A 17,355-nucleotide genomic window follows, 5' to 3' on the forward strand; every position below is an offset into this window, starting at 1 on the left:
CGTGCAAACAAAAGAAAAACGAGAGGTTTTAAGAACATTCCGCAAGGGATTTAAAAGACAGGAAAAGTTGTAGGGCACGGCGGATACCGTGCCCTGAAGGTCGATTAGTGTTCGCGCGTTTTGCGGAACTGAACGTCAGGGTAACGTTCCTGGGTGAGATTCAGGTTAACCATGGTCGGCGCGATATAAGTGAGGTTATCGCCGCCATCCAGCGCCAGCTGAATTTCGTTTTTACGCTTGAATTCTTCGAATTTCTTCACGTCAGAACACTCTACCCAGCGTGCTGTCGCTACGTTGACCGACTCATAAATCGCTTCAACGTTGTATTCGCTCTTCAGGCGTGAAACCACCACGTCGAACTGCAGCACACCAACAGCGCCCACGATCAGATCGTTATTAGCGATCGGACGGAAAACCTGCACTGCGCCCTCTTCGGACAGCTGAACCAGCCCTTTCAGCAGCTGTTTCTGCTTCAACGGATCCTTCAGACGAATGCGACGGAACAGCTCCGGCGCGAAGTTCGGAATACCAGTGAACTTCATCATTTCGCCTTGGGTAAAGGTATCGCCAATCTGGATAGTGCCGTGGTTGTGCAGACCCAGAATATCGCCCGGATACGCTTCTTCCACGTGAGAACGGTCACCAGCCATAAAAGTCAGCGCATCGGAGATAACCACGTCTTTACCAATGCGCACCTGGCGCATTTTCATGCCTTTCTCGTACTTGCCGGACACCACGCGCATAAACGCCACGCGGTCACGGTGTTTCGGGTCCATGTTGGCCTGAATTTTAAACACGAAGCCGGTGAACTTCTCTTCTGAGGCTTCAACGACGCGGGTGTCGGTTTTACGCGGCATCGGCGCAGGCGCCCACTCCACTAAGCCATCCAGCATATGATCAACGCCGAAGTTACCGAGCGCGGTACCGAAGAATACCGGGGTGATTTCGCCCGCGAGGAACAGCTCATGGTCGAACTCGTTAGACGCGCCCTGCACCAGCTCCAGCTCGTCGCGCAGCTGCTGCGCCAGGTCTTCCCCCACGGCGGCATCGAGTTCCGGGTTGTTCAGACCTTTAACAATGCGCACTTCCTGAATGGTGTGGCCTTTACCCGTCTGGTACAGGTAAGTTTCGTCTTTATATAGGTGATAGACGCCTTTGAACAACTTACCGCAGCCAATCGGCCAGGTGATCGGCGCACAGCCGATTTTCAGTTCATTCTCGACTTCATCCAGCAGCTCCATCGGATCGCGGATGTCACGGTCGAGTTTGTTCATAAAGGTCAGGATCGGGGTATCACGCAGACGGGTAACTTCCATCAGCTTACGGGTCCGGTCTTCAACACCTTTTGCGGCGTCGATGACCATCAGGCAGCAGTCCACCGCCGTCAGAGTACGGTATGTATCTTCAGAGAAGTCTTCGTGCCCTGGGGTGTCCAGCAGGTTTACCAGGCAGTCATGATATGGAAACTGCATCACAGAAGTGGTAATGGAGATACCACGCTGCTTTTCCATTTCCATCCAGTCAGATTTCGCATGCTGGCTGGAGCCACGGCCTTTTACCGTACCGGCGGTCTGGATCGCCTGTCCGAATAACAGTACCTTTTCAGTAATTGTCGTTTTACCGGCATCCGGGTGAGAAATAATGGCAAAAGTGCGGCGTTTGGCCACCTCTTGCAAATAAGGAGACAACGTCATAGTCAAATCTTCTTAGGTAAGCACGGCAACAGGCCGTGCAAGTTGAATACGAAAAATTGCGGCTATTTTACCCATCAACGGGGGGGAGGCAATCAGTGTTTACACAGGAGCCGCTCCAGTTCGCTTAATGACGCTACGGTCCAGGACGGCTGAATGCCCGCTGGCTGCTCGCGGTGGTGCGTATTTAGCCAGCAGGTGGATAGCCCGGCGTTAATGCCGCCAAGAATATCGGACTCTGCGGTGTCGCCCACCATCAGTACGCGAGAACGCTCAGGATTGCCCGCCTGCTCCAGCGCATGGTCAAAAATACGGGGATCGGGTTTTGCCACGCCAACCTGCTCAGAAATCACCAGCAGGTCGAAATAGTCGCGCAGCCCCGTCCGCTCAAGGCGGATTTGCTGCAACGCCGTAAAGCCGTTAGTAATAATACCGATTTTTGTTTTATCACGAATCGCATTGAGCAGAGAAAACGCCCCTGGCAACGGCGAGCAGATCTCCGCCATCGCATTGATAAAGGCGTCATTAAGCTGGCCTGGCTCAACCTTCAGGCGTTCAGCCCAGCTCTGAAAACGAGCGTGCTGGAGTTGTAATGAGGTAATCGCACCGTTTTGATAATCCACCCACAGCGGTTTATTTACGGCCTGGTAGTCCTGAAAATCTTCAGCGGTAAAGGTAATGCTATAGTCGAGAAACATCCGCTGTAAGCCGGTAAACGAGTCAAATGTAAACAGCGTTTCGTCGGCATCAAAGAAAATCCAGTCCCACTTCTTCATCATTACACCTTGTCTTACATGCTGATTGGCAATGCCATTATAATGGCGTCTTCATGACCATCGGCCGTCGGATAGTAATTGCGCCGGATCGTCGCCTCGTTAAAGCCCAGGCTTTCGTACAGCGCGATAGCGGCAGCATTTGAGGCGCGCACTTCAAGCCACAGTGTCAAAATGCCACGCTTTTCCAGCTCATCGATCAGGTATTCCAGTAGCTCACGCCCCAGGCCCCGGCGCTGAAAGTCAGGATCGACGGCAATATTGAACAGCGTAGCTTCATCCAGCACGACCTGTGTAATCGCAAAGGCGGCCATTACGTCGTCAACCCTCAACTGAAAATTGAGGTAGCGATCGCCCTGGTTGCTGGCAAATGTTTTTTCACTCCACGGAAAAGCGTGGGCGCGTTTTTCAATCTGAAATGCTGCAGGTAAATCAGTCGGTTCGAGGGAAGAAATCGTGTTCATATGCGCAGATTTGTTGCCATAACGCGGCGCGGGCCGCGGGGTTTTCCCGTAATTCATTAAACGCAGGACTCTCGACCTGAGCGCCCTCCAGCAGCAGCGGCTCTTCGGTTCCCAGCCGCCAGCTATTACAGCGACTGCCCTGCGGCAGCATGGCGACGCGGTCAGGCGTCAGTTGTAAAACCTGATCCGGGCTGACGGTTAATGCGCGTAAAATATCGCTCATCAACGGTTCGGTTAGTGCGGGTAATTGTGCAGCAACCATCACCAAACGGACGTGCGCAGGAATTGAAATCGCGATCTCGCCCTGCAGTGCGCCGGGACGACGCAATGACCACTGCGTAATGCCCAGTTGCTGTAACTGCCAGTCTCGTCGGGATGTCATAGCGAAACACTCCTGTCTATCAGGGGCGCAAATATAGCAAATTTGTCGAATCCGTGCCATCAAACAACTATAATCCCCCGCTGTACAATTTAAGGAGCACTCCATGTCTGCTTTTACCCCGGCAAGTGAAGTCTTGCTGCGCCACAGTGATGATTTCGAACAAAGCCGTATTCTGTTTGCCGGTGATTTGCAGGATGACCTGCCTGCCCATTTTGAATGCGCCGCCAGCCGTGCGCACACTCAGCAGCTTCACCACTGGCAGGTGCTTAACCGCCAGATGGGCGACAACGTTCGCTTTAGCCTCGTCGCCCAGGCCGATGACGTTGCCGATAGCGATACGCTGATCTACTACTGGCCGAAGAATAAGCCGGAAGCCCAGTTCCAGTTGATGAACATTCTGTCACTGTTACCGGTGGGCACCGATATTTTTGTTGTTGGTGAGAACCGCAGCGGCGTACGTAGCGCAGAGCAGATGCTGGCCGAATACGCCCCGCTGAACAAAGTCGACAGCGCGCGTCGCTGTGGCCTGTACCATGGTCGTCTGGAAAAACAGCCGGTCTTTGATGCAGAAAAATACTGGGATGAATACCAGACCGAAAATCTGACCATCAAAACGCTGCCGGGCGTATTCAGCCGTGACGGCCTGGATGTTGGCAGCCAACTGCTGCTCTCCACGCTGACGCCGCACACCAAAGGCAAAGTTCTGGATGTCGGCTGCGGTGCAGGTGTACTCTCCGTCGCCTTAGCCAGCCACTCGCCAAAAGTGCGCTTAACCCTGTGCGATGTTAGTGCCGCCGCCGTTGAAGCCAGCCGCGCAACGCTTGCTGCCAACGGTATTGAAGGAGACGTAATCGCCAGTAACGTCTTTTCTGACGTGACGGGTCGCTTTGATATGATCATCTCCAACCCACCGTTCCACGACGGGATGCAGACCAGCCTCGATGCCGCGCAAACGCTGATTCGCGGTGCAGTGCGCCACCTCAACAGCGGCGGTGAACTGCGTATCGTGGCGAACGCCTTCCTGCCTTATCCGAAGGTACTGGATGAAGTGTTTGGCTTCCACGAAGTTATCGCGCAGACCGGTCGCTTCAAGGTCTATCGCACCATCATGACGCGTCAGGCGAAGAAGTAGAACGGCCATCCCATGCCGGATAAGGTGCCTGCACCGCCATCCGGCAGGGTTTGCTAAATGCGGGGTGGCACTTCGTTTACACGGCCTGCGTTTAGCGCCCATTTTTACATCAATTAAGCGCGTCCTGGGCAATTAACTATTGACGAAAAGTTGAAAACCACTAGAATGCGCCTCCGTGGTAACGATACTTTTTTGAGTGTCGATGGTATGCGAAGGTGGCGGAATTGGTAGACGCGCTAGCTTCAGGTGTTAGTGTCCTTTCGGACGTGGGGGTTCAAGTCCCCCCCCTCGCACCATAATCCACGTTGATATTGCTCGCACTGGGCGAAGGTGGCGGAATTGGTAGACGCGCTAGCTTCAGGTGTTAGTGTCCTTAGGATGTGGGGGTTCGAGTCCCCCCCCTCGCACCAACGAGGCGATATCAAAAAATAAGATGACTGTGCGAAGGTGGCGGAATTGGTAGACGCGCTAGCTTCAGGTGTTAGTGTCCTTAGGATGTGGGGGTTCGAGTCCCCCCCCTCGCACCAATTATCTTATTTCCCTCTCGATTTTCTTCCCTGTTTTGTTCATCCCTGATTCCCGTTCATCATCACCAGAACAATGCCGCCGATCAGCGCCGCACATGAAGGCAACAGGACAAAATGCCGCAAACGCTTGTGGTACAGCATGAGTGAAGTCAACAGTAATCCTAATACAATCATCGCCTTCCATACGTAGACCGACAGGTCGCTAAATGCCATCCCGGCAATCAGTATTCCCGGCAGCAGAACCCCCCATCCACTGCCCAGCGTACGTTGCAACATGGTACCACCTATGACATTGATAATGATAACCAATATCATATGATAAATTTTCTCATTTGTCAGCTGGGAGGCACTATCAATTATATGAGTTTTACTTAACGATTGATGACATGAATAATTTAAGGTGATAAATTGCTCGCCGGTTAGCTTTTCAACTAAAAACAATAAAAACCTCTGCGAATGATACCCCGTTCGTTATTTGTTTTATTTACCAACACACCTTCGTACATTGCAGATAACTAACAATATTTACCTATGACAATACAATCCTGGCGAGCTCTGCGCACCAAAAAATACCAACTCTCTTTACGATTGTTTCTGCTACTCAACGCAGTCTCCGCGCTGTTTACGCTTTTTTTTCCCCTGTTTGCCGTCAAAGCGTTGTCAGTACCGGCATTGCTGATTCTCGTGATGAGTACATTGTTGCTGGCATGGCATAGGAAATATGTGGATAAAAGAATTAATCTTCCTTTTATTTCAATCGTTTTTGGTTTGCTATGGGCATTACATATTTTCCTGAAATATAACGCTCTGGGTCATAATGATTATTATTTTCTATTAATCGCGCTTCTCAGCGTGCTGTTTATTGGTTCTATCGCTTTTGCCAATAATATCATCGCGTTTACGCTTCACTCATTGCCTTCCGTCGCCGTCTGTTTATGGCTGAATGGCAGCGAGCATGGTTTGCGAATTATCTATTTTATGGCGCTGCCCATGGCCGGGATCGCCATCCAGCATGTGATACAAAAGCGCTACGATGGCTTCGCCCAGCAGCTGATGTATAAACTGCTGGAAGAACGGGAAACCCTGAACGGACTCAGCATGCTCGACCCGCTAACCGGTTTGTACAATCGTCGGGGGCTACAACACCGACTCGATACGCTGTTGGCCTTGAGCAACGCGAAGCACTACGTCTTGCTGCTGGATATCGACCACTTCAAAGCCTATAACGATCACTACGGTCATATGATGGGAGATCAGGCGCTGATCCGCGTCTCTGCCGCGATTCGTGACTCCGTGCGCTCCCGGGACGTGGTGGCGCGCTTTGGTGGGGAAGAGTTTATGGTTTTGCTGACCGCGGTCGATCCCCAGCAGGCCCAGGCTGCCGCCGAACGTATTCGCCAGAAGGTGTACGACCTTAAAATTCCTCACGTGTTTAACGAGAGCGTGGCAACCAACGTAACCGTGAGTATTGGTATTGCGCCTCTGGTCGAGCAGGATATTGATGCCGCTGTTGCCCGAGCGGATAAAGCCCTTTATGAGGCCAAGAGCCTTGGGCGCAACAGTACGCTGGTTAGCGATGACCTGCGGGTAAACTGCCCTTCTGCCTGAGCTATCTGTGCGGTGTCTCCCGGGATGGCGACAAAGATCTTGCCATCGCTCAATGTCAATTATAGGATTAGCAATCATTATCATTAAGATTAACATCCTTATATCGACATGGCTTATCGTTCCGCACCGATCGTTGAAGATGTCATCTGGCGTAGCCCTCTGCCTGCAAAGATGCCCTCGCTGGCTGCTGCCGTACGCGCAACGATAGCCAACACCCGTGAGCACCTGCTGGACTTCATTCGTCTTGACGAAACGCCCGTGCCAGGTGCGATGACGCTACATGAATGGACGCAATCAACGACGCTAAGTTCATTGCTGGCTGTCTATTCAGACCATATTTATCGCAATCAGCCCACGCTGCCACGCGAAAATAAGCCGCTGATATCTCTCTGGGCGCAGTGGTATATCGGCCTGATGATGCCTCCGCTCATGGTGGCCCTGCTGACGCAAAAAGAGGCCATCGACGTCTCTCCTGAACACATGCACGTAGAATTCCACGAAACAGGCCGTGCTGCCTGCTTCTGGATCGACGTGCATCAGGATCACCAGGTCACGGCCCAGTCTCCTCAGCAACGCATGGAAACGCTGATTCTCTCGGCGCTGACGCCGGTTGTGCAGGCGCTGGAAGCGACAGGCGAGATCAATGCGAAGCTTATCTGGAGCAACACCGGATATTTAATTCACTGGTATTTAACGGAAATGAAGCCGTTATTAGGTGAAGAACTGCTGACCACACTGCGCCAAACCTGTTTTTTTGAGAAGCAACTCTCCTGCGGTCAGGATAACCCCCTGTGGCGTACCGTTGTTCCGCGCGAGGGACTGTTAGTGCGCAGAACCTGCTGCCAGCGCTATCGCCTGCCCGATGTCCAGCAATGCGGTGACTGCACGCTGAAGTAAGCGAGGAGCCGTAGCCCCTCGCCCGTCAGTTATGCAACCTGCTGATTTTCTTCTTCTATACGCTGTGCTTCTTCTTTTTCCTGCGCTAATAGCTGCTTTTCGTAAACCTTAAAGAATGGGAAGTAGATGACGGCAGACACCAGTGCCAGCAGGACAACCAGAATGGCCGCACGATAATCCCAGCCTAACGCCCATGCCGCGCCAACCGGTGCCGGGGCCGTCCAGGGAACCACTGAAATCACCCGCCCAATTAAATCCAGCTTCATCGCCGCCCAGGCCAGCACCGCGTTCACCATCGGGGCCAGCAGGAAGGGAATGAAGAACACCGGGTTCATGACAATCGGCGTACCGAAAATCACCGGTTCGTTAATATTAAAAATGCTCGGGACAACGCTCAAACGCCCGATCGATCGCAGATGGGCCGAGCGGCTACGCAGATAGCAAATCACCAGCCCCATCGTCGCGCCGGAACCTCCAACCACAATAAAGAACGTCCAGAACGCTTCCATAAAGATATGCGGTAAAGGCGCGCCCTGCGCCAGCGCCGACTGGTTCATCCCGAGATTGGTGAGCCAGAACATTTGCAGCATTCCCGACACAATTGCCGCGCCATGTATACCCGCAAACCACAGCAGATGGCCGATCAGCACCGCCAGCAGTATCGCTGGCAGAGAATCCGCTGCAGACACCAGTGGTTTAAAGATGGCCATGATGGCCTGCGGGATCAGCATGTCAAACTGCGACTGAATCACCAGACTCAGCGGGTACAGCGTCAGCACCACCACCAGCACAGGGATCAGCAGATCGAAGGAGTTTTTGATCATCGGCGGCACCTGATCGGGTAAACGAATGCCGATGTTGTGCGCCTTCAGGAAGCGCATCATTTCAACGCAGTAAATAGCCACCAGGATCGCAGTGAAAATCCCCGTACCGCCAAGGCTATCAACCGGCATAGTGCCTTTGGTTTTCGGTGCAGCAATCAGCAAAAAAGCCATGATCGATAGCATCGCGCACATGAAGGGATCTAGCTGATGTGACTTCACATAGTGCTTGCCCAGGTTATAAGCGATAGCCGCACATATGTAGACTGACATGATCCCCATCGTCATATCAAACGGTGTGAGGATTTGGCCTTCAAACTGTTTCGCCATATCCAGCCACGCACGTGCAAACCCCCAGGTGGTATCCGGAGAGAAAGGTGGATAGGCGAAAACTAGCAGAAACGAGCCTACGATCATAAAGGGCATCGCCGAAATAAACCCATCACGGATAGCCATCACATGACGTTGTGAAGAGATGCGCCCGGCAACAGGGCTGACGTAATTTTCAACGAAGCGGAAAATCACATTAAATACAGCATGATTAGTAGACATAGCCGTTCTCCCGTTGTGCAAAACCCTGCAACCGTGCTGGTATCAACACCACCACGTAAAGCCCATTACTGCTTTTCGCAACCGTGCCGGGAGGAACGCCAGCGCTACTGCATTTTGAGTTCAGTTTCATAGATGGCTCTTATTATGTAATACAGAGGAAGTGACAACTTCAGTATTAATCGCCATTTGAGCATTCTGCAACCGGTTACTGTAACCGGTTTCTTTGATTGTGAAGACGATCGAAAAACTGCCAATGTTGCCATGTTGTTACATTAAAATATTTACAGCGAGCTTGCCCCTATGACAAATTACGCCATGCGGTTTTCTGCTGGATGGAGCTGCCTGTAGGCGATTTGGAGAGAAGAATGAGTTTGCAATCAGTACGCCAATTTTTAGCGCAATATGCACCAGATATTGAGATTATCGAATTAGATCAGAGCACAGCTACCGTCGATCTGGCAGCGAAAGCCCATAACGTCGAACCAGGCCAGATCGCGAAAACGCTTTCGCTGAAGGTCAAGAACGACATTATTCTGGTCGTCGCCAAAGGTGATGCCCGACTGGATAACAAAAAGCTAAAGAGCACTTTCGGTGCCAAAGCCCGTATGTTGAGTAGCGATGAAGTAGTGAACGCGACGGGCCATCCCGTTGGCGGTGTTTGCCCTTTCGGACTGGAAACGCCGATTTCGGTATACTGCGATGTTTCGTTGAAGCATTACGCTGAAGTGCTTCCCGCCGCAGGCGCCATCCACAGCGCCGTTCGTATCACGCCAGAAAGGATGGCTGAGCTGACTTCCGCCACCTGGGTGGATGTGTGTCAGGGATGATTCACGTTCCGCGCCGATAACGAAACCCGGCACGAAACGATCTAACATTACCCGCTAAGAAGCCGCCTGTAGAAAAGGTGCAGGTTCACCTGCACGCAGGTACAGCAGGATATCTGCAGCATCCAGCAGTCCGGCATCTGAGCTCACGCCCAGCTTGGACATCACATTAAATTTATGTGCCCGAATGGTTTTAATATTCCTCTCTAACTGAGCAGCGATCTGCGGCATTGAATAGCCATTCGACATAAAGCGCAGTATTTCTCGTTCTGTTGGACTGAGCATACGGCTTTGATTGATATACCAATGGTTTTTAGAACCTTCGGTTCCCCGGTTGGGGCCGTTCAATACCGTAAATAACGCGTCCTGCAGTACCGTTAATGAAGAAGATTTGCTCACAACGCCATCTAACGGCAACGGCGACAAAGAGCCGATTAATCGTGCTTCAGCGTCATCATCAGCAATCACCACCCGGCGAATACGCGGAAAATTTACAGCCAGTTCCGTCAGATAAGCTAACCCAGCCCTGCGATCGGTTCTGATTGCAGAGAGAGAGAAAATAACCGCCGAAAACGACGTTTTTAACATCACCTGACTAAATGCAGGCTGGCTCGAAAAGATATGAAGTTCGTATTGATTATCCGGCATGGTATTAAACAGGCTCTTAATACCGACGCTACTCATCGCGCACTTCTCTACCAGCGCAACGTTTCTTTTGATGCTTCGGCTTTCCATTCCGTGGTTTCTCCATAAACTGAAGGTAAATTCAATTCTCGCGATCCTTGAGAACTGTTTATCCAGGCGTACATTTCTGCATTGCTATGTATCGACAAGCGGCGCATAGCACTGTTCTTTTGGGCGCTGATTGTTTTATTGCTTTTCTTCAGCAATGTCGCAATCTGATTAATTCCCCAACCTTTTCCCAGGAGTCTCAGCACTTTCCTCTCCGAGAGGGTAAGTACAATTGAGCGGGCGCTATGGTCTGCTAATTCTGGCATCACGGGCGGAGAAAGCAGCGACTTGCTAATTCTCTCGGCACGGCTATTTCCTGCGTGAATAACATTCACCAAACTTTCAATCGTCTCGGCATCAGATAACAGCGAACTGACAGGGCACATCAGCAATTCAATGGCCAGCGGATAAAAAACACGAGAAACGAGAAATACCCAGTGAATATCGCGGTATTGAGATAATAAAGAATAATACTGTTCGCAGACTGAACGTGGATGATTACAGTCTCCGGATAAATCAGCAATCACCAAATCGGCACAACGCAGCTGCAGCAACGTCAATTCTTCGACGGAGCGGCAGTAGGCAAGTTCATAATCAGCGAACTGCCCCTGCATTACACCTTTAAGTCCGGTTTGTACGATCGGTAATTTACTAATAATAATTGCGTTTTTGCAGCGTCCTGGCAACATATCTCCTCCACACTCACCAGTCCGTATTCGCACTTATTAAAAATCCCCTGATAAATTAAAAGTATTAATTAACAGGAAACCCTAAACAATAGACGAGGTGAATTGTTTATCCTTGGCTTTTATTTATAAACAAAGTTATACCGCTACAATCCCAGTAGCATCAAACTATTGAACCATCATGCCAATAATTACTCATGAATACACTCTTTGTACAATTAAAAGAACTACAATAGATCGTTAGCGTTGCTTACGTATTTTCCATCCTGATAAATAACATTACATTTTCATAAGCGCTGTCTTTATTGATAAGCAAGTGAGGTGTGCAAACGCATCAGACGTACGATCTGCATCTTTTTTCGACGCAAAGATTGATCTTAGCCAGAGCCAACAGGATCATGCTTCATGATAAAAAGAAGACATCCGCCACGCAAAGAGATCCTTTTCAGTCAGAGCGAGTCATGCAAACAGAGCAGTCGTCACAGCGAACGGTTACACGGTTATGTATTCAATGCGGTCTTTTTTTACTTCAGCATGGGGCAGAAAGTGCGCTGGTTGACGAGCTATCCACCCGCCTCGGGCTAGCGCTTGGCATGGATAGCGTAGAAAGCGCTATCTCCTCTAACGCCATCGTCCTGACCACCATTAAAGACGGGCAGTGCCTGACTTCAACGCGAAAAAATCAGGATCGCGGAATTAACATGCACGTCGTGACGGAGGTGCAGCACATCGTTATTCTGGCGGAACACAAACTGCTGGATGTTAAAGGCGTTGAGAAACGCTTTAGCCAGATTAAACCGCTGCGCTATCCAAGATGGTTGGTCGCCTTTATGGTCGGCTTGTCCTGCGCCTGCTTTTGTAAACTCAATAATGGCGGATGGGATGGCGCGGTGATCACCTTTTTCGCCAGTATGGTGGCGATGTATATTCGCCAGATTCTGGCGTCCCGGCATTTGCACCCGCAAATCAACTTCTGCATTACTGCGTTTGTGGCAACCTCGATTTCTGGTCTGCTGCTGACGTTGCCGACGTTTAACCACACTCCAACCATCGCCATGGCCGCCAGCGTGCTGCTGTTGGTTCCGGGTTTTCCGTTGATCAACTCCGTCGCGGATATGTTTAAGGGACACATTAATACTGGGCTCGCTCGCTGGGCTATTGCCAGTCTGCTGACGCTGGCGACCTGCATTGGCGTAGTCATGTCGATGACCTTATGGGGGCTGCGCGGATGGGCGTGATCGATTTCATTTTGGCGCTAATGCAGGACATGATCCTGTCGGCAATACCTGCGCTTGGTTTTGCCATGGTATTTAACGTACCACATCGGGCGCTCCCCTGGTGCGCGTTACTCGGCGCACTCGGCCACGGTTCACGAATGGTGATGATGAGCGCAGGATTTAATATCGAATGGTCAACCTTTATGGCGTCGCTACTGGTGGGCTGCATTGGGATCCAGTGGTCACGCTGGTATCTGGCGCATCCGAAAGTCTTCACCGTTGCGGCAGTGATCCCCATGTTCCCTGGGATCTCTGCCTATACCGCCATGATCTCGGCGGTAAAAATCGGCCATTTTGGCTACAGCGAAGCGCTGATGATCACGCTGTTGACCAATTTCCTGAAAGCCTCATCGATTGTCGGAGCGCTCTCTATCGGGCTATCCGTACCGGGATTATGGCTGTATCGCAAACGCCCGCGTGTTTAGCGGCACGCTTTGTTAGCTCCTCGCAGAGAGGGGAATCGCCCCCTCATCTGCTGCTCTCCTTCTTCTCTGTGTTACTATAAAAGCAGTCCCCTTCTCGGTTGTTGTTCAGTATTGAGAAACATTATGCCCAGCAAAATTTTGACGCCGGACGTCACTAGCATTGACGCCTTACTACACGATCACCATACGGTGCTGGCCAGGTCTGCGGGCGGTGCCGTAGCCGTATTCGCCAATAACGCGCCAGCATTTTACGCGGTGACGCCTGCACGACTGGCCGAGTTGTTGGCGCTTGAAGAGAAGCTGTCACGCCCGGGAAGCGATGTGACGCTGGATGCACAATTTTATGAAGAGCCGCAAACCGCTCCTGTTGTCGTGCCAATGGGGAAATTTGCGATGTACGCTGACTGGCAGCCCGATGCCGACTTTCAGCGCCAGGCCGCCCTGTGGGGCGTGGCGTTAAGAGAACCGGTCACCGCCGAGGAACTGGCCTCATTTGTCGCCTACTGGCAGGCCGAAGGCAAAGTCTTTCACCATATTCAGTGGCAGCAAAAACTGGCACGCAGCATCCAGATTGGCCGGGCCAGCAATGGCGGAATGCTGAAGCGCGATGTGAACAGTGTCAGCGAGCCTGACAACCATATTCCACCGGGTTTTAGAGGATAACGATGAAAAACGTTGGCGACCTGATGAAACGTCTGCAAAAAATGATGCCGGCTAATGTCGAGCCAGCCTTTAAAACGGGCGAGGAGCTGCTGGCATGGCAAAAAGAGCAAGGTGAAATTCGCGCCGCAGCGCTGGCCCGTGAAAACCGAGCCATGAAAATGCAGCGCACATTCAACCGTTCCGGTATTCGTCCACTGCATCAGAACTGTTCGTTCGATAACTATCGGGTGGAATGCGAAGGTCAGATGAACGCCCTGAGCAAAGCTCGCCAGTACGTTGAAGAGTTTGACGGCAACATCGCCAGCTTTATTTTCTCTGGCAAGCCCGGCACCGGCAAAAACCATCTGGCCGCCGCTATCTGCAACGAACTGCTGCTGCGCGGCAAGTCGGTGCTGATTATCACCGTTGCGGACATTATGTCAGCCATGAAAGATACCTTCAGCAACCGTGAAACCAGCGAAGAACAGCTACTCAACGATCTCAGCAATGTCGATTTGCTGGTGATCGACGAAATCGGCGTGCAGACCGAATCCCGCTATGAAAAAGTGATCATCAACCAGATCGTCGATCGCCGCTCGTCTTCAAAACGCCCGACCGGTATGTTGACCAACAGCAATATGGATGAAATGAACAAACTGCTGGGCGAGCGGGTAATGGACCGTATGCGCCTTGGCAACAGCCTGTGGGTGATTTTTAACTGGGAAAGCTACCGTAGTCGGGTAACCGGTAAAGAGTATTAACGTATTAGGACCACTCCTAAGACTGCCGGCGCTATACTGCGCTGAAAAGGCATAACACGAGTTGCATATAATGATGAAAACAACCAAACGTCTGCTGTGCTGTGCGCTTGCCGCCAGCACGCTCATCTCGACCAGCGCTTTCGCCGCCTCCTGGCAGGATTCGCTCTCCAGCGCGGCCAGCGAACTGAGCAAACAAAGCTCCGGCTCGCAGGGCGGCTCGTCGCTCTCTTCCCTGACCAGTCTACTGAATGGCAGCAATCAGTCGCTGACCTCCAGCAGCATGAATAACGCCGCCGGGATCCTGGAATATTGCGCGAAACAGAAACTGGCCTCGGTCACCGACACGCAGAACGTCAAAAACCAGGTGCTGGATAAACTGGGCCTCAGTGCTCCGGAGCAGAAACAAGACACCAACTATATGGACGGCATTCAGGGGCTGCTCAACGCCAAAGATGGTCAACAACTGGACCTGAACACAATTGGCAACAGCTCGCTGGCGAAGCAGGTAAAAACCAAGGCCTGCGATCTGGTGTTAAAACAGGGTATGAACTTCATTTCCTGACGCACGACATGCCGCGTATATCCTGCGCGGCATCAACCTGCTCCCCATAAAATTCACACGTCAAATAATCAGTAAATCCCCCGCAAAAAACACGCATATCTAAACCAATTCTGAATAACAACGTAATTTAATGTCACTACAATTGCAGCAATGCAACATCGCTATTACATTGTGCTTTCCCAAAATCATTAGCCTGCCTGGCGTTTGCCCGGTTTATTGAGGATCGATCGTTGTCAGAACTCATCTCCATCACTCTGTTTCTCGCTTCAGTGCTGATTTACGCCTGGAAAGCGGGTCGCAATACCTGGTGGTTTGCTGCCACGTTAACGGTGCTGGGGATTTTTATTGTCTTGAATATCACGCTGTATGCCAGTGACTATTTCACCGGCGACGGTATCAATGACGCGGTTCTGTACACGCTGACCAACAGCCTGACCGGCGCGGGAATTGGAAAATATATCTTACCTGGTGTCGGGATTGCGCTGGTCCTGACGACCGTTTTTGTCGCTCTCGGCTGGATTCTGCGCCGCCGTCGCCATCATCCGCATCATGTGGGTTACAGTCTGCTGGCCCTGCTGCTGGCGCTGGCCTCCGTAGATGCCAGCCCGGCGTTTCACCAGATAACCGAACTGGTAAAGTCGCAGTCGCGCGATGGCGATCCGGATTTCCCAACCTATTATAAAGAGCCGTCAAAAACGATTCCCAACCCGAAGCTGAATCTGGTTTATATCTATGGCGAAAGCCTCGAGCGCACCTATTTTAACAACGACGCGTTCCCGGATCTGACCCCGGAACTCGGTGCGTTGAAAAACGAAGGTCTGGATTTCAGCAATACCATGCAACTGCCGGGTACCGATTACACCATCGCTGGCATGGTCGCCTCCCAGTGCGGTATTCCGCTGTTTGCGCCGTTTGAAGGCAACGCCTCGGCGTCGGTCTCCAGCTTCTTCCCCAACAATATCTGTCTGGGTGATATCCTGAAAAACTCCGGCTATCAAAACTACTTTGTGCAGGGAGCCAACCTGCGCTTTGCCGGCAAAGACGTGTTCCTGAAATCTCACGGTTTTGATCATCTGTACGGTGCGGAAGAGTTAAAAAGCGTGGTTGCGGACCCGGCCTATCGCAACGACTGGGGCTTCTACGACGATACCGTGCTGGATGAAGCATGGAAAAAATTCGAAGAGCTTTCGCGTTCGGGCCAGCGCTTTTCACTGTTTACGCTGACTGTGGATACCCATCATCCAGATGGATTTATCTCACGTAGCTGCAACCGTAAACGTTATGACATCGACGGGAAGGCCAACCAATCCTTCAGCGCGGTCAGCTGCAGCCAGGAAAACATTGCCGAATTTATCAATAAGATTAAAGCCTCACCGTGGTTCAAAGATACCGTTATCGTGGTTTCTTCCGATCATCTGGCGATGAACAACACCGCATGGAAGTATCTGAACAAGCAGGATCGCAACAACCTGTTCTTCGTGCTGCGCGGCGACCAGCCACAGCAGGACACGCTGGCGGTGAAGCGTAACACGATGGATAACGGGGCAACGGTACTGGATATTCTCGGTGGCGATAACTTTATCGGTCTTGGCCGCAGCAGTTTGTCGAGCGAATCCGTGTCTGAAGTGTTCCTGAACATCAAAGAAAAAATGCTGGCGTGGAAGCCCGATATCATCCGCCTGTGGAATTTCCCGAAAGAGATGAAAGAGTTCACCGTCGACCAGGACAAAAACATGATCTCTTTCTCCGGCAGCCATTTCCGCCTGCCGTTGTTGCTGCGCGTATCGGACAAACGCGTCGAGCCGCTGCCGGAAAGCGAATACTCGGCCCCGCTGCGCTTCCAACTGGCAGATTTCGCGCCGCGAGATAACTTTGTCTGGGTTGATCGCTGCTACAAAATGGCGCAGCTATGGGCCCCGGAGTTGGCGCTCTCCACCGACTGGTGCGTATCGCAAGGCCAGTTAGGCGGACAGCAAATCGTGCAGCACGTCGACAAAGCCAAATGGAAAAGTAAAACCGTGTTTAAAGACACGGTGATCGACATGGAGCGCTACAAAGGTAACGTTGATACGCTGAAAATTGTCGATAACGACATTCGCTACAAAGCCGACAGCTTCGTCTTCAACGTGGCGGGCGCGCCCGAAGAGGTTAAACAGTTTAGCGGCATATCACGCCCCGAATCCTGGGGGCGCTGGTCCAATGCGCAGCTCAGCAAAGAGGTGACCATCGAGTACAAGGCCCCGCTGCCGAAGAAATTCGATCTGGTCATCACCGCGAAAGCCTTCGGCGACAATGCCAATCGTCCTATTCCCGTGCGCGTTGGCCACGAGGAACAGACGCTGGTGTTAGGCCATGATGTCACTACCACTACCTTGCATTTTGATAACCCGGCAGATGCCGATACGCTGGTGATTGTCCCACCCGATCCGGTCGCCACCAACGAGGGCAATATTCTCGGCCACTCGCCGCGTAAGCTGGGGATCGGGATGGTTGAAATCAAAGTGGTCGCTCAGGGCTCGTAACATGAAATGGCTGATGGCGCTTCGCCTATCAGCCTTACAGCTAGCCGCATTTATTGTCTGAAAAAAAACAGCGCCCA

Annotated in this window: 19 protein-coding genes and 3 tRNA genes; 13 read left to right on the forward strand and 9 right to left on the reverse strand. The window is 51.7% G+C overall.

Annotated elements, in window-relative coordinates; translation table 11 throughout:
* Nucleotides 1-104 precede the first annotated feature (104 nt).
* From prfC to holD, 4 genes are all read right to left on the reverse strand, one after another.
* Nucleotides 105-1,694 (reverse strand): peptide chain release factor 3, encoded by a 1,590-nt coding sequence (gene prfC / locus HV302_RS21130; RefSeq protein WP_016151601.1) that lies wholly within the window; start codon nucleotides 1,692-1,694, stop codon nucleotides 105-107.
* Nucleotides 1,695-1,786: 92 nt separating this feature from the next.
* Nucleotides 1,787-2,467, reverse strand: coding sequence for a pyrimidine 5'-nucleotidase (gene yjjG, locus HV302_RS21135; protein ID WP_181627484.1), 681 nt, complete (start codon nucleotides 2,465-2,467; stop codon nucleotides 1,787-1,789).
* Between the two features lie 14 nt (nucleotides 2,468-2,481).
* Entirely contained in the window at nucleotides 2,482-2,928 is a 447-nt protein-coding gene (gene rimI / locus HV302_RS21140; RefSeq protein ID WP_005123887.1) for a ribosomal protein S18-alanine N-acetyltransferase, read from the reverse strand.
* Entirely contained in the window at nucleotides 2,897-3,310 is a 414-nt protein-coding gene (gene holD / locus HV302_RS21145) for a DNA polymerase III subunit psi (protein WP_003837254.1), read from the reverse strand. The genes rimI and holD overlap by 32 nt, the downstream gene beginning before the upstream one ends.
* A 103-nt stretch (nucleotides 3,311-3,413) precedes the next feature.
* Here holD and rsmC point away from each other — a divergent pair, with 103 nt between their 5' ends.
* The 4 genes from rsmC to HV302_RS21165 all read left to right on the forward strand — a co-directional run bounded on the left by rsmC (nucleotide 3,414) and on the right by HV302_RS21165 (nucleotide 4,969).
* Entirely contained in the window at nucleotides 3,414-4,442 is a 1,029-nt protein-coding gene (gene rsmC / locus HV302_RS21150) for a 16S rRNA (guanine(1207)-N(2))-methyltransferase RsmC (RefSeq protein WP_016151599.1), read from the forward strand.
* A gap of 209 nt (nucleotides 4,443-4,651) precedes the next feature.
* Nucleotides 4,652-4,738: transfer RNA gene (locus tag HV302_RS21155), tRNA-Leu, on the forward strand.
* A gap of 28 nt (nucleotides 4,739-4,766) precedes the next feature.
* A tRNA-Leu gene (locus HV302_RS21160) sits at nucleotides 4,767-4,852 on the forward strand.
* Nucleotides 4,853-4,883: 31 nt separating this feature from the next.
* A tRNA-Leu gene (locus tag HV302_RS21165) sits at nucleotides 4,884-4,969 on the forward strand.
* A gap of 39 nt (nucleotides 4,970-5,008) precedes the next feature.
* Here the strand turns inward: HV302_RS21165 and HV302_RS21170 are convergent.
* Nucleotides 5,009-5,284 (reverse strand): DUF1435 domain-containing protein, encoded by a 276-nt coding sequence (locus tag HV302_RS21170; RefSeq protein WP_019078313.1) that lies wholly within the window; start codon nucleotides 5,282-5,284, stop codon nucleotides 5,009-5,011.
* Between the two features lie 216 nt (nucleotides 5,285-5,500).
* Between HV302_RS21170 and HV302_RS21175 the strand changes: the two genes are divergently transcribed.
* Entirely contained in the window at nucleotides 5,501-6,577 is a 1,077-nt protein-coding gene (locus HV302_RS21175; RefSeq protein ID WP_181626544.1) for a GGDEF domain-containing protein, read from the forward strand.
* Nucleotides 6,578-6,685: 108 nt separating this feature from the next.
* Complete coding sequence (gene fhuF / locus HV302_RS21180) at nucleotides 6,686-7,474, forward strand: siderophore-iron reductase FhuF (RefSeq protein ID WP_047414505.1); 789 nt, start codon at nucleotides 6,686-6,688, stop codon at nucleotides 7,472-7,474.
* Between the two features lie 29 nt (nucleotides 7,475-7,503).
* Here the strand turns inward: fhuF and HV302_RS21185 are convergent, their stop codons facing one another.
* Together HV302_RS21185 and HV302_RS21190 are read right to left on the reverse strand one after the other, a co-directional pair.
* A complete protein-coding gene (locus HV302_RS21185) occupies nucleotides 7,504-8,847 on the reverse strand; it encodes a PTS sugar transporter subunit IIC (RefSeq protein ID WP_016151595.1) in 1,344 nt (447 codons plus the stop codon).
* On the reverse strand, nucleotides 8,837-8,977 hold the full coding sequence (locus HV302_RS21190) for a hypothetical protein (RefSeq protein WP_016151594.1): 141 nt from the start codon (nucleotides 8,975-8,977) through the stop codon (nucleotides 8,837-8,839). Before HV302_RS21190 ends, HV302_RS21185 begins: the two co-directional genes overlap by 11 nt.
* 235 nt (nucleotides 8,978-9,212) lie before the next feature.
* Between HV302_RS21190 and HV302_RS21195 the strand changes: the two genes are divergently transcribed.
* Complete coding sequence (locus HV302_RS21195; RefSeq protein ID WP_016151593.1) at nucleotides 9,213-9,674, forward strand: YbaK/EbsC family protein; 462 nt, start codon at nucleotides 9,213-9,215, stop codon at nucleotides 9,672-9,674.
* A gap of 54 nt (nucleotides 9,675-9,728) precedes the next feature.
* On the opposite strand, the gene bglJ is transcribed toward HV302_RS21195, so the two are convergent.
* Nucleotides 9,729-10,406, reverse strand: a complete 678-nt coding sequence (bglJ, locus tag HV302_RS21200; RefSeq protein ID WP_029139757.1) for a DNA-binding transcriptional activator BglJ — start codon at nucleotides 10,404-10,406, stop codon at nucleotides 9,729-9,731.
* Complete coding sequence (locus HV302_RS21205; protein WP_047414511.1) at nucleotides 10,367-11,092, reverse strand: helix-turn-helix transcriptional regulator; 726 nt, start codon at nucleotides 11,090-11,092, stop codon at nucleotides 10,367-10,369. Before HV302_RS21205 ends, bglJ begins: the two co-directional genes overlap by 40 nt.
* Nucleotides 11,093-11,550: 458 nt before the next feature.
* Here HV302_RS21205 and HV302_RS21210 point away from each other — a divergent pair, with 458 nt between their 5' ends.
* The 6 genes from HV302_RS21210 (at nucleotide 11,551) to opgB (ending at nucleotide 17,278) form a co-directional block, all read left to right on the forward strand.
* A complete protein-coding gene (locus HV302_RS21210) occupies nucleotides 11,551-12,327 on the forward strand; it encodes a threonine/serine ThrE exporter family protein (RefSeq protein ID WP_016155624.1) in 777 nt (258 codons plus the stop codon).
* Nucleotides 12,318-12,791, forward strand: a complete 474-nt coding sequence (locus tag HV302_RS21215; protein WP_016151589.1) for a threonine/serine exporter — start codon at nucleotides 12,318-12,320, stop codon at nucleotides 12,789-12,791. Before HV302_RS21210 ends, HV302_RS21215 begins: the two co-directional genes overlap by 10 nt.
* A gap of 123 nt (nucleotides 12,792-12,914) precedes the next feature.
* Nucleotides 12,915-13,454: a primosomal protein DnaT gene (gene dnaT, locus HV302_RS21220; protein ID WP_181626545.1), complete on the forward strand. Its 540-nt coding sequence runs from the start codon at nucleotides 12,915-12,917 to the stop codon at nucleotides 13,452-13,454.
* A gap of 2 nt (nucleotides 13,455-13,456) precedes the next feature.
* Nucleotides 13,457-14,194 carry a DNA replication protein DnaC gene (gene dnaC / locus HV302_RS21225; RefSeq protein ID WP_016155623.1) on the forward strand — a complete coding sequence of 246 codons (738 nt, stop codon included), beginning with the start codon at nucleotides 13,457-13,459 and terminating at the stop codon, nucleotides 14,192-14,194.
* 70 nt (nucleotides 14,195-14,264) lie between these two features.
* Nucleotides 14,265-14,756, forward strand: a complete 492-nt coding sequence (locus HV302_RS21230) for a DUF2501 domain-containing protein (protein WP_181626546.1) — start codon at nucleotides 14,265-14,267, stop codon at nucleotides 14,754-14,756.
* Nucleotides 14,757-14,986: 230 nt separating this feature from the next.
* Nucleotides 14,987-17,278, forward strand: a complete 2,292-nt coding sequence (opgB, locus tag HV302_RS21235; RefSeq protein ID WP_103928885.1) for a phosphatidylglycerol--membrane-oligosaccharide glycerophosphotransferase — start codon at nucleotides 14,987-14,989, stop codon at nucleotides 17,276-17,278.
* Nucleotides 17,279-17,355: the final 77 nt, after the last annotated feature.

It is taken from the genome of Citrobacter sp. RHBSTW-00859, assembly GCF_013729795.1.
Classification (GTDB): Bacteria; Pseudomonadota; Gammaproteobacteria; order Enterobacterales; family Enterobacteriaceae; genus Citrobacter; species Citrobacter braakii.

Excerpts from the sequence above, each read along its gene's own strand:
- HV302_RS21215 (WP_016151589.1), top strand. The coding sequence starts at position 12,318 with ATGGGCGTGATCGATTTCATTTTGGCGCTAATGCAGGACATGATCCTG.
- holD (WP_003837254.1), bottom strand. The coding sequence starts at position 3,310 with ATGACATCCCGACGAGACTGGCAGTTACAGCAACTGGGCATTACGCAG.
- HV302_RS21210 (WP_016155624.1), top strand. The coding sequence starts at position 11,551 with ATGCAAACAGAGCAGTCGTCACAGCGAACGGTTACACGGTTATGTATT.
- dnaC (WP_016155623.1), top strand. The coding sequence starts at position 13,457 with ATGAAAAACGTTGGCGACCTGATGAAACGTCTGCAAAAAATGATGCCG.
- yjjG (WP_181627484.1), bottom strand. The coding sequence starts at position 2,467 with ATGAAGAAGTGGGACTGGATTTTCTTTGATGCCGACGAAACGCTGTTT.
- bglJ (WP_029139757.1), bottom strand. The coding sequence starts at position 10,406 with ATGGAAAGCCGAAGCATCAAAAGAAACGTTGCGCTGGTAGAGAAGTGC.
- dnaT (WP_181626545.1), top strand. The coding sequence starts at position 12,915 with ATGCCCAGCAAAATTTTGACGCCGGACGTCACTAGCATTGACGCCTTA.
- HV302_RS21230 (WP_181626546.1), top strand. The coding sequence starts at position 14,265 with ATGATGAAAACAACCAAACGTCTGCTGTGCTGTGCGCTTGCCGCCAGC.
- rimI (WP_005123887.1), bottom strand. The coding sequence starts at position 2,928 with ATGAACACGATTTCTTCCCTCGAACCGACTGATTTACCTGCAGCATTT.
- rsmC (WP_016151599.1), top strand. The coding sequence starts at position 3,414 with ATGTCTGCTTTTACCCCGGCAAGTGAAGTCTTGCTGCGCCACAGTGAT.
- fhuF (WP_047414505.1), top strand. The coding sequence starts at position 6,686 with ATGGCTTATCGTTCCGCACCGATCGTTGAAGATGTCATCTGGCGTAGC.
- HV302_RS21185 (WP_016151595.1), bottom strand. The coding sequence starts at position 8,847 with ATGTCTACTAATCATGCTGTATTTAATGTGATTTTCCGCTTCGTTGAA.
- prfC (WP_016151601.1), bottom strand. The coding sequence starts at position 1,694 with ATGACGTTGTCTCCTTATTTGCAAGAGGTGGCCAAACGCCGCACTTTT.
- HV302_RS21190 (WP_016151594.1), bottom strand. The coding sequence starts at position 8,977 with ATGAAACTGAACTCAAAATGCAGTAGCGCTGGCGTTCCTCCCGGCACG.
- HV302_RS21195 (WP_016151593.1), top strand. The coding sequence starts at position 9,213 with ATGAGTTTGCAATCAGTACGCCAATTTTTAGCGCAATATGCACCAGAT.
- HV302_RS21170 (WP_019078313.1), bottom strand. The coding sequence starts at position 5,284 with ATGATATTGGTTATCATTATCAATGTCATAGGTGGTACCATGTTGCAA.
- HV302_RS21175 (WP_181626544.1), top strand. The coding sequence starts at position 5,501 with ATGACAATACAATCCTGGCGAGCTCTGCGCACCAAAAAATACCAACTC.
- HV302_RS21205 (WP_047414511.1), bottom strand. The coding sequence starts at position 11,092 with ATGTTGCCAGGACGCTGCAAAAACGCAATTATTATTAGTAAATTACCG.